The organism is Legionella pneumophila subsp. pneumophila str. Philadelphia 1 (assembly GCF_000008485.1).
GTDB lineage: Bacteria > Pseudomonadota > Gammaproteobacteria > Legionellales > Legionellaceae > Legionella > Legionella pneumophila.
Window position 1 is genome coordinate 847412 of record NC_002942.5, and the last position, 11650, is coordinate 859061.

Here is an 11650-nt window from a genome sequence, read left to right on the forward strand (position 1 = left end):
ATGAACAAATATGGTGGTGCAATCATTTTACTCTCTTTTCCCCATCAATTAATTCATGCTCTTGCAGCATTATTTACTGATAGAGAGCAGCGCAGAATTAATAAAGATGCTCCAATTTTGATATTTATCTGGTCATACCGTTGGTTTGATCATAAAAAGAATTCACCATTTCTTGAGATAATTAAGAAATTATCGAAAATAGAAAATTGCCAGCTTTATATTCCCAGTTTGCTTCAAAGAGTGTTTGGATTATCTGAGTTTCGGGCATTAAAGCAACGAGTAAAATACGTTAATAAAATATTTCCATTAAAGGATTATGATAGCTTTTATTATTCACATGACTTTAGTGCCGATCATACCGCACAAGTATTCATGCAGGCTTTCCCTAATATTTATAAGGTTTGTTTTGGTGATCCACCTGGGTTTCTTTATAAAAATTATACCTCAGTAATGGAATGTATGGAAAATATTAAAACGGGTCTTAAAGGTATTTTCTGGAAGAGTCGGCTTAAAAACATAGAAAAATGGTATGGGTATGATAAAGCTTATGTGGCAATGAATTTAAGTACAGATATTCAAAGTTATCCTTTGCTAACAACCACTATCCCAAATATAAATTTTATTAATTTGCTTAACAGATTAAAAAGTAATCTCCCTACTCTTGAACAGGAGGAGCACGCTTTTATTGAAACTTTAGAGTCGTTTAATCAGAATAAAAGATTTCAACTTCTTGTGCTTAGCAATTTTACTGAAAGTGGATTAATTTCAAGAGAGAATGAGCTTAAATTATATCTTGAGCTATGTCATCGCCACTGTCCTCCAGGATCTACTATCATTATCAAGCCACATATATTATCAAATCCCGCTTTTCTTCAGTCATTGAAAAGTAGCCTGGGAAAATATCAAGTTATTCTTTTTCCCGAAAATTTAAGATGTATTCCATTGGAAATGTTAACTGAGCTTTTAAGCAAATGTAATATTATTTCTGTTTCCTCATCATCGATTTTTTTGTCTTATTTATATGGTAAGGAAAAAATTATTCATGCTTTAACTTTATCAGATGTAAGACAATTTTTTAATGAAGATAGCTGTGCTCAAATGAGTGAGGCTACACAAACTATAATTAATACCTTGAAAAACTTTAATTAATTTTATTAAATTTCTAGTTACTGGTTCGCAACAGCTTCTTAAAAAGAAGCAAACCACTTAAAGAAAAAAATCTCGCGATAATTCCAACTCTAATAATAAGAGTGGTAGCTGGAGAAGAATTTTCTTTAAAGAATTTATTATAAAATCTCCACATTCCCTTTGCTTTATACAACAGTACTTTAAATGGAATTTGTTTGGTGGAGAAACTTTTTATATGAGTGACTTTTGTATTTGGATTAAAAATAATTTTCCAATTGCTTTGTGTAAATCGATAAAACCAATCGTAGTCCTCACAATATAGGAAATAGTTGTCATCCAGAAGGCCAACTTCATCAATAGCCTTTTTGCGTACAAACATACAAGACCCTGAAATCAACTCTACTTCAGCTGGTTTTGTCGGGAGCTTTTCTTTTGAAAATAAGTACCCCCCAAATTTAGGGTTATTCGGGAAGATTTTTGATAGTTTCAATAGTTGATTTAAAACCCTGGCTGGGGTTGGAGTAAGTCCACAACAGCCAATTTGCACGCTACCATCCATGTTATTTACCAGACATCCAACCATTCCAGCATCATTGTGTTGGTGCATTGTATGCAAAAGATTTTCAATGGTATCGTTTTCAACGAAACAATCTGGGTTAAGATAGAGTATAAATGGGGTTGAGATTTTGGTAAAAACTGCATTATTGGGCGTAAGAAAATCCATAGTTGGAATTATTTCTGTGAATAGTAATAGTTTGTTTATTTAATTTAGATTGTTCTAATAACGCTAAACTATTATCAGAAGAGGCATTATCTGAAATAATAATTTGAATTGGAACTGTGCTTTTTAGCAGATGTTGTTGGTGTTTACTTAATCTCGAGAAAGCTTCATCTGCTGGCTTATATTTTTCCCCTGATTTTGACAGGGGTATTCTGTTTTATCCTCATATAGAAAGGAATGCTGTCCCTGTATCAAAAGGATGTACGTGCTTTGTTGGAGAATTCTCTATTCAAAAGAACCACCCATATTCGATGCCTACCAAATTGTTTCACGAACCTCTGTAACAGGGCAATTTGTACTTTGCTTGTTGAGTTACTCGCTTTATTGAGTAAACGCGAATAGATAGGAATTGATATGCATTCATAACAGATAGACAGCATGAAAATATTGATTTTACACCTTTCCCAATACAAATTGGTTCCGTCTATTTAAAGATAGAGCTTATCGGATGAACTGAAAAATAAAAAATAGCTATCGAGCTATAAAACCAAAATAGATTTCAAAATCGCGAAAAAAACGTTGTATTCTCTTCTATCGAGATTCAATCTGTGCCTCAGATGGCATCAGTACTGCAATTTTTTTAAAATAGATAGTTTTTGCCACTAAAAAGCCAACCAATGCTCGTAAGAAAAAATTAATTCAAGCCTTGTGCCAATCGAAATGTTCGCCTAACATGCGAGTTTAACTCGCTGATATTCCTTATTTATACCTCTTTTTTCGCGAAACGAAGTATAAATTATTTGAATTAAATCAGCTAATTATCCCTTCGTATCTTTCTAAGCCCTTAATCAATATCTTTTTTTGTCCTGCACAGGGGGTAAGGAAAAATAATTTATCTAATTTAATTTCATTACTCATATTTTTTATATATAATTTCGCCAAAATTTAATCTATTGTTGGTTACATATAAGGGAATAGTTTTTAAATGTACAATAAACTCACAACAAGTCAAGCAACCTATCTAAATTTTCTCCGCGGGTTTTCAGCTATAATAGTCTTGGCTGGTCATACTTTATCAGGCATACCTGGTGTAATTTCATTTGGGAAACAATTGCCTTTTCAATCCTTGGCAGTAAATGCTTTTTTTTGGCTCTCAGGATTTTTAATTACATATCATTGTATAACAAAGAAGCCCTATACATTTGCAGAATACATGATTGATCGTTTCTGCAGAATTTATGTCATTTACATTCCTGTGTTGATTTTATCAGTTTTTTTGTTAGTGAAAGCGGATTTGGCATCAATGCCTGAGCTTAAAGAGTGGGTTGCTAATATTTTCATGATACAACATACTCCTTTTAATCGAATTTTTGAATTTTTACCTACTATTCCACCTTTAGCTCAAATTTCCCCATTGTGGTCAATAGCAGTTGAGTGGTGGTTGTATACTTTGTTTGGGATAGCCTTTTTTTTTCATAAAAGCTCTTTTGCTAACAGGCTTATAATGAGCATATTAATTATTCCTGCATTGCTAGTTGCTGGATATTTCACATTAAAAGAGTATGTTGCTTTGGTATGGTTTCTGGGTTCTGGGTGCGCATATCATTTCTGTAATATAAATAGGAAGTATAATAATCACGGGATTTTAATGCTTAGTTTAATCACAGGAGCAGCTTTTCTGGTTAGATTCCATGTCTTGAAGCATTCACTAATGAATATGTATGATTTACAATTAGTAATTCCTGGCTGTATCTTTTTGTATTCGCTGTTGTTATTACTGTCAACTAACAAACTAAGCAAAAAAATAGAATTAATCTCAGCATTCCTTGCATTTATTTCTTATACACTGTATTTGAGCCATGAGCCAATAAGAAGAGTTGTATCCACATTTATTGAGCCGACGAATTTAAAGAGGGGCTTCCTCATTTGTGGAGTTTGTATTGCTTGCGCAACTATAATTGCTTATTTATTAGAGAACAAACATCTCGTAGTTCGCGAGTGGCTAAAAAGTAAACTTTTGCAAAAAAATACATCAAACAAGTTAGCTTATTCAACATAACTAAATAATAGGATATTTAATCGGAAAAAAGCAGATCTCAACAGACCTTCTTAGTCTATTGAGTAAATCTGTTATAGTGTGTGATAGAGTAGCATTAGAATCGGTGAATTTTCTAGCTAGTGGTGCGTAATAGCTTTTTAAAAAGAAGCAAACCACTTAAAGAAAAAAATCTCGCGATAATTCCAACTCTAATAATAAGAGTGGTAGCTGGAGAAGAATTTTCTTTAAAGAATTTATTATAAAATCTCCACATTCCCTTTGCTTTATACAACAGTACTTTAAATGGAATTTGTTTGGTGGAGAAACTTTTTATATGAGTGACTTTTGTATTTGGATTAAAAATAATTTTCCAATTGCTTTGTGTAAATCGATAAAACCAATCGTAGTCCTCACAATATAGGAAATAGTTGTCATCCAGAAGGCCAACTTCATCAATAGCCTTTTTGCGTACAAACATACAAGACCCTGAAATCAACTCTACTTCAGTTGGTTTTGTCGGGAGCTTTTCTTTTGAAAATAAGTACCCCCCAAATTTAGAGTTATTCGGGAAGATTTTTGATAGTTTCAATAGTTGATTTAAAACCCTAGCTGGGGTTGGAGTAAGTCCACAACAGCCAATTTGCACGCTACCATCCATGTTATTTACCAGACATCCAACCATTCCAGCATCATTGTGTTGGTGCATTGTATGCAAAAGATTTTCAATGGTATCGTTTTCAACGAAACAATCTGGGTTAAGATAGAGTATAAATGGGGTTGAGATTTTGGTAAAAACTGCATTATTGGCGTAAGAAAATCCATAGTTGGAATTATTTCTGTGAATAGTAATAGTTTGTTTATTTAATTCAGATTGTTCTAATAACGCTAAACTATTATCAGAAGAGGCATTATCTGAAATAATAATTTGAATTGGAACTGTGCTTTTTAGCAGATGCTCTACGCACTTACCAAGCATTTCGCCCGAATTATAATTGACTATAACAACTGTTACTAAATTAGCTACCATGGCAAGCCTTTTTTCAAGATTTTTAGTAATTGAAAATTAGAAAGAACTCTCGATTTTTGAATGTGCCTTCTTTGTTGTAGTAGTGTTGGCAAACCTTTAATCGCATCAATTTTAGATTTTATAATTACAAAAGTTTGCTTTCGTTTAATGAATAAAAGAAGAGTAGCAATATTTAAAAGAAGGTGTAAGGGTAAAGTTGCAATAAGCAATAACAATGGCATATTCTTGAAATAGGTCCAAACTAGATTTCTATGGCCATAATAAGTATAAAAATCACTATGTTTCTTTGTTATGGCGGAGCCTGTATGCTCAGCGATAGCTGTAGGAATATAACATCCTTTATAACCTGCTAGCCATAATCGAAAAGCCAAATCAACATCTTCATAATAACAAAAATATTGCTCATCGAACCCTTTTACAGCATTGAATGCATCACGTCTATACAAGGCAGCTGCAGCGCAGGGAGCAAACAGTTCTTGCATATCTTTGGGGGCTTTGTCTAATGGTTTTCTGTGGTTTAATCTCCATGCTTTTCCGCTAATATGGTACACATCGCCTGTCCCATCTAATAGATAAGGCTCATTTTCACAAATTAGTTTTGACCCCATGAAAGCATATTGCGGATGAGTTTTAATTGCACTAACCATTTCTAGTAACCAGTCCTTGTGCGGGTAGGCGTCAGGATTAAGCAATGCTATCCAATTGACTTCTGGATCTAGATATTCAATGGCCTTATTGTTCCCAGCTGCAAATCCCAGGTTAATATTGGATACAACAATTTTAATTGGTAATTTAGTTGTGTGGACGATCTCGGGTAAATTTTCAATACTCGAATTATCAAAGAGTATTATTTGATACGGTTTGTATGATTGCTTCTCTAAAGCAGTAATTGCCTTAGAGAGGCAATGTGCTGAATTATAATTAACAATTATAACGCCTATATTAATTTCAGTATTTTGAATTTGCATAATTGAAAATTGGATGAAGAGCAAAGAAAAAGCGCGTTCTATCATTTACTCTAGTTTATGCCAAGAATATCATTTTTTAATCTTTAATGATATTTAAATTAATGCTTTGTTTTTATTGGATATGCAGTCTTTTTGCTATATATTGTGAATTTATTTTCATTTTTGCGCAGATGAAAAAATAAAATATTTTTACTCAATTAATTCAAGTTATTAAACATGACTAATAACAAAAAGTTTTTTTATAGGGATTGGTAAAATGATTTTCCACCAGCTATTTGATCAGGATTCCTGCACTTATACTTACCTGATAGGCTCTACTGTTAGCAAGCATGCAATTATTATTGATCCGGTACGATCACAAGTTTCGCATTATATTAATCTAATTAACAAGTTAGAATTAAATTTGGTTGCTTCAATTGATACACATTTACATGCTGATCATATTACTGGATCAGGCCAATTAACCATCCTTACTGATTGTCATTCTATGATAGGAATGGAAAGCAAAGCGAAATTTGTGCACATCAAATTTCATGATAATGAGATTTTAAATTTTGGAAATATTAAAATAAAGGCTATGCACACGCCAGGGCATACTCCAGATTCCTATTGTTTTGTAATGGAAGATAGAATATTTACTGGCGACACTTTATTAATCAATGCTACAGGACGTACTGATTTTCAAAATGGTAGCGCCAGTGCGCAATATGACAGTCTTTTTAACAAACTTTTAAAATTACCGGGATTCATGAGAATATATCCTGGCCATGATTATAATCAAAAACAATATAGTACAATTGATGATGAGAAAAAAAATAATCCCAGATTGCAGGTAAAATCCAGGCAAGAGTATGTTGAAATGATGGGTAATCTGAATTTGTCTTTTCCTAAAAACATGCATTTTGCAGTTCCCGCCAACTTGAATAATGGATTAACTGAGCAGGAAGTTAATGCTTTAGTTTAAAGATTATTATCATTTATTTTGTTATATTTTATTCATTTATCTAGTCTGGGATTTATAAAGATAAATTGCAATATAAGCTCAAGATACTTTTGTAATTTGAATAACAGATAATTTAAGGAACAGAATTTTATAATCCAGTTTATTATTTCAATCAATAAACTGGTAATTTTCTGAATTTAGCTGTAAATTTATTCTATTAATATCGTATCCATATGATTTTAAATAGGTATTTTTATATTGTTTGAGTTTATTGCAGGAAAAAAACTTGTTTTTCCTTTTGAGTCCAGTTTATTTATAATTGGGAGTTTTTGATATTAGGGAATGTTGAACAGTTTTATGATGAATTTATGACAAGGAATTTATTAATTTTTCAACTCATTTCTGCAAAAATTAAACGCAAATTTATCTATGACTTAATATTCCGTTAATAATCAGAGTGTACAATGTGATCCAAGCAATAAATTTTGCTTAAATTTTGTTCATATTGTAGTTGCCAAGAACACCATGGAAGCGTTCTATGGAGAAGTAGGTAGCTGCTATGTTAGGGAGATTTTAGTCATGTTGATTTTGACTCGGCGTATAGGTGAAACATTAATCATAGGTGATGATGTCAATATTACTGTTTTAGGTGTAAAAGGCAATCAAGTTCGCTTAGGAATTAATGCTCCAAAAGATGTTTCTGTTCATCGTGAAGAAATTTATTTACGCATACAACAAGAAAAAGAATCTGATGATTCGGAACAAGCAGTATAAATCGATTTCCACGCAGCTCATCCGGTTCCGAGTACTTAAAAATACTCGGGACGCACTATGTAACTAAATGTAATTTCCTCTTTAATAAAGCTTCTTATACACTCATCAGCAAATCAAAATTAATACTAACTATATATTGAGTTTTTTGTTTGAAATGGATTACCAAATTTTTTGAGATATAGTTTTCCAATAAGTGTCGAACCATCATAGTTCAAATGAGAATTTGCACCTTCATCGAAATATAATGGTGTCCCGTTAATTGAGGTATAGCATTTTGATTTGTCGCATATTATTTTTGTCGGATCAATTAATATAAGCTGTGGGAACTCATTCTTTAAGTTCAAAATAATATTTCTGGTAGCATTTTGAATTTTTTTTACCTCACGTAAGTTATTGGAGCAGTCCAGAAAGGATACCCTTGTCAATCCGCAAGTTTTACTCAGGTTTATCAAGGGTGGATTATCAAACATAATTACTGGGATACTTTTGTTATCAACAATAAATTTTACTGCTTCACGTAATCCTTTCTTGAATACTTCAAAAGGAGGATGTTTTTTGCCATCCAAGGATGGCAAGTCAGGGTAATAATCCCAAAACCCGCCCATTACGACATAATCATATTTTTTATTTTTAATTAACTTTCTGAGAAGCTCATTCCGGCTCATAGGATTGTTTTCTCTCCAATTCGAGATGTTTCCTAATATAAAGGGGGTTCCTGATTGATTGACCACATAAGCTTGTAAGTGTTGATCGGACAGCAACACATGCAACATACCAACATATGCGGTTGCGTGACTGTCACCAACTACCAAAACAGTTTTTTTATTGGAATGGTAATCTCCTATAGTACATAATTTTTCTGATGGTAAAACTGAAAACCCATCTTTATTATCAATGCAACCATAATCTTGTTTTAACAACCCATAATAGGTATTTACCTGATTAAGTTTTTCCGGAGAAATTTTATTAAATCCAAAATTATCTTTGTATTGAGAAAATAAGTAAAAAATAACTGCAAGAGCAAGAGGAAGAATAAAAAAAAGTAGCATTGTGTTGAGAAAGGAAAGCTTTAATTTATTTCTAAACGGAAGCTCAACAAATTTGTAAGTAAAGGTTGAAGTTAATAGCAAAATCAATATAAAAACAAATCCAATTGTGAAATTGATTGGGATTTTTAAATAATTTAAATATGAAATTAAAGGCCAATGCCACAAGTACAGCGAGTATGAAATTAAACCAATAAAGACTAATATCCTGTTTTCTATAATTTTGCTTGCAAATCCTTGGTTATTTTTTCCTGTGTAAATTAAAAGAGCTGTACCTAAACAAGGCAAAAGGATTTTAATGCTAGGAAAGTCATTATTAGTGAAGGCACAAGCAGGGTAGATAATCAAAAAAAGGCCTAAAATGGAACCCAGATTTTTTAAATATTTATTGCTTACTGCAGGAATATTATCGAAATTCAATGCCACTAATGCGCCTGTCAATAATTCGAATGCTCGAGTAATTGGTGAATAATACACCAAAAGAGGATGTTTCCTTAACAAAAAATAGGCGAAAAACGAGATAATTGTTAACAAAATTGTGCCTAATATAATTTTTTTATCAGTAAATTTTTTAGTTAGTACAATTAGTATGATGGGCCATATCAAATAGAATTGTTCCTCTACACCCAGAGACCAAGTATGAAGTAACTGTTGAATGGTAGCATCTGTTGAGAAATATCCAATATTAATGAATTTCCAAAAATAGATATTTGAGCTTGAGAGAATGGTTGCCAGAAGTGATGTACTGTAATTTTTTAGATCTGGGACTAATAAAAGAAAATAGGACATAACAGAGGAAACTAGAAGCACTAGCATTAATGCAGGAAGAATTCTTCGCATTCGGTTTAGGTAAAATTTGATTAATGAGAATGTTTGGGTTTTTGTGTTTCTAAATATTATCTGTGTGATTAAAAAACCAGATATTACAAAAAATACGTCAACCCCTAAAAAGCCAGCGGGTACCAAATTGATATGTAGATGATCAAAAATTACTAGTAAAACAGCAACTCCTCTTAATGCATCAATATCTTTTCTATAGTTTATTCTGGCAGTATTTGACATTAAGTTTAAACCCTATCAACAGATGACGCTTTATTAGATTGAAAAATGAACATTAACCTTGATTTTGTACATGTTGCGTGAAAAGCGATTATAGAATAAAGTGAAGTTATTAAAATATTAGATTTGAAATTTTACTCTAAAACTTCCTTTTTGTTAAAAACCCTATTCAAAATTACTTAGGGCAAGTGATGTATCACCCGAAGAGAGTTCATGCTTATTTCCAAATTCATCTTCCAGAATCAGTTGGCCAAACGAATTAATGCCCAAGGCAATCCCGGAAATCGAATTCAAAGCTTGGGACACTTTAACTTTTTTCCCAACAAGGTAGTCATACTTATTCCAGTCATCCTTAAATGCATTTAGATCGTTATTAATAAATTTTGATAGATATTTTTCCAGGTTAATTAATAGCCTTGTAACAATCGAATTCCGATTGTAATTTTGATTAGTTATTCCAAAAAAAGAACACCAGGATTTATCTGGTAGAGGATTGTTTTTTGTATCAGAGTTGATATTTAAACCAACACCTATAATAAATTGTGCTGTCGCGTTAGATTCTGCAATAATCTCTACTAAAATCCCACATAACTTTTTATTATTCCACAGGATATCATTTGGCCATTTTATTTTTACTTTATCAGATACAATGAATTCATTTATAGTGAGAACTGTTGCTAAACTTATGACTAAACTGAGACCCGATAGCTTAGATATGTCACAATTAAAACTCCACCGGGTAGAGCAGTAAATATTCTCTCCAAAAGGAGAGTGCCAGTGTCGTCCAAAGCGCCCTCTCCCTTGAGTTTGCATTTCAGTGCAGCAAATTTCGACGGCTGAGCTTGAAGGCAGATCTTTCAGGTAGCGGTTGGTTGAGTCAATCGATGTAAATAAATGCAGGTTAAACGGTTGGCTAAATCCTTTGCTGTGTAATTGCTTGGTAATTTCATTGGAGTCTAGCAGGATTAAAGGCTTTTCCAATTGGTATCCTTGATGTGGTATGCGGATAATAGGTATGCCTAAATCATTAAGCTGATTGATTTGTTTCCATACTGCTGAGCGACTGATTTTTAAAGCGTTTCCTAATTCACTCCCACTATGACATGCCCCATCGCCCAGTATTTGCATTAACGTATGTTGAGAAGTATTAAATTGAAACATGATTTAAAATTTTAAACTAATATTTTGTTGAAGCTGGACGATCCCATGACGAATTTCTCTAACAGAAGGGTGATAGCATAAAGCGCCACTGCAGCATACTTCCGGCATGAATGAGCGTAGTTGCCAGGTCATGTTATGCAAGGGATCGTCGACCAATTGTTTTGTTGGGAAACTGGTAGGGACATGAAATTCTTTGGTTGGATAGGAGAGACCTAAACCACTCGCTTTGATGAACGCTTCCTTTTGAGCCCATATATGAAAAAATAAGGCTGGCTTAAGGGACTGATGTGCTTTTTTCAGTTCCTGGTATTCTTGCTCGGAAAACAAATTTTTACCAATCCCTTCATAAGGCCGGGCTGAATATCTTTCAATATCCACTCCAATCGGATAGGTTTTACCCACTGCCAATATGGCCATTTCACCGGTATGACTGATATTAAATTGCAATTTTTGCGAATTAATCACATTGGGCTTGCCATGGGCATTGTAAGTAAATTCCAATCGTTCAGGGGGCGTATTAAGGTATCGGGCCAGGATAATTCTTAAAGTTGCTCTGGCGTTGGTAAAGCGTCTTTTATGGCGATTAAAATAAAAGCGATCAGCACGGGAGCGTTCATCGGCATTCAATAACTGATACGCACTATGCAATTCATAGTCTAATGAGAACTGCCAAAGATCAATACGTGACTCATTTAAAATGCAGTTTTGTGTGTTTAATGGAGTAAATCCTGTAATTATCATCTGTTGTATCTGAAATCTGGCATCGATTAACGGTTAAGAGTATC

9 protein-coding genes and 1 pseudogene are annotated in these 11650 nt (G+C 33.0%); 4 read left to right on the forward strand and 6 right to left on the reverse strand.

What is annotated here, in order from left to right; all coding sequences use genetic code 11:
• Window positions 1-1149, forward strand: a complete 1149-nt coding sequence (locus LPG_RS03835) for a polysialyltransferase family glycosyltransferase (protein WP_010946511.1) — start codon at window positions 1-3, stop codon at window positions 1147-1149.
• A gap of 13 nt (window positions 1150-1162) precedes the next feature.
• On the opposite strand, the pseudogene LPG_RS03840 reads toward LPG_RS03835, so the two are convergent.
• Window positions 1163-2054: pseudogene (locus tag LPG_RS03840) on the reverse strand (glycosyltransferase family 2 protein).
• Window positions 2055-2834: 780 nt separating this feature from the next.
• Between LPG_RS03840 and LPG_RS03845 the strand changes: the two are divergent.
• Window positions 2835-3908: an acyltransferase family protein gene (locus LPG_RS03845; protein WP_010946514.1), complete on the forward strand. Its 1074-nt coding sequence runs from the start codon at window positions 2835-2837 to the stop codon at window positions 3906-3908.
• Window positions 3909-4020: 112 nt separating this feature from the next.
• Here the strand turns inward: LPG_RS03845 and LPG_RS03850 are convergent, their stop codons facing one another.
• Window positions 4021-4914 (reverse strand): glycosyltransferase family 2 protein, encoded by an 894-nt coding sequence (locus LPG_RS03850; RefSeq protein ID WP_010946515.1) that lies wholly within the window; start codon window positions 4912-4914, stop codon window positions 4021-4023.
• Window positions 4908-5927: a glycosyltransferase family 2 protein gene (locus LPG_RS03855; RefSeq protein WP_010946516.1), complete on the reverse strand. Its 1020-nt coding sequence runs from the start codon at window positions 5925-5927 to the stop codon at window positions 4908-4910. Before LPG_RS03855 ends, LPG_RS03850 begins: the two co-directional genes overlap by 7 nt.
• A gap of 211 nt (window positions 5928-6138) precedes the next feature.
• Here LPG_RS03855 and LPG_RS03860 point away from each other — a divergent pair, with 211 nt between their 5' ends.
• Window positions 6139-6846: an MBL fold metallo-hydrolase gene (locus tag LPG_RS03860; protein ID WP_010946517.1), complete on the forward strand. Its 708-nt coding sequence runs from the start codon at window positions 6139-6141 to the stop codon at window positions 6844-6846.
• 558 nt (window positions 6847-7404) lie between these two features.
• Window positions 7405-7599 carry a carbon storage regulator CsrA gene (csrA, locus tag LPG_RS03865; RefSeq protein WP_011213314.1) on the forward strand — a complete coding sequence of 65 codons (195 nt, stop codon included), beginning with the start codon at window positions 7405-7407 and terminating at the stop codon, window positions 7597-7599.
• A gap of 125 nt (window positions 7600-7724) precedes the next feature.
• Here the strand turns inward: csrA and LPG_RS03870 are convergent, their stop codons facing one another.
• The 3 genes from LPG_RS03870 to LPG_RS03880 all read right to left on the reverse strand — a co-directional run bounded on the left by LPG_RS03870 (window position 7725) and on the right by LPG_RS03880 (window position 11606).
• Window positions 7725-9707, reverse strand: a complete 1983-nt coding sequence (locus tag LPG_RS03870) for an acyltransferase family protein (RefSeq protein WP_010946519.1) — start codon at window positions 9705-9707, stop codon at window positions 7725-7727.
• 162 nt (window positions 9708-9869) lie between these two features.
• Window positions 9870-10865 carry a biotin--[acetyl-CoA-carboxylase] ligase gene (locus tag LPG_RS03875; protein ID WP_010946520.1) on the reverse strand — a complete coding sequence of 332 codons (996 nt, stop codon included), beginning with the start codon at window positions 10863-10865 and terminating at the stop codon, window positions 9870-9872.
• A gap of 3 nt (window positions 10866-10868) precedes the next feature.
• A complete protein-coding gene (locus LPG_RS03880; protein WP_010946521.1) occupies window positions 10869-11606 on the reverse strand; it encodes a 4'-phosphopantetheinyl transferase family protein in 738 nt (245 codons plus the stop codon).
• Window positions 11607-11650: the final 44 nt, after the last annotated feature.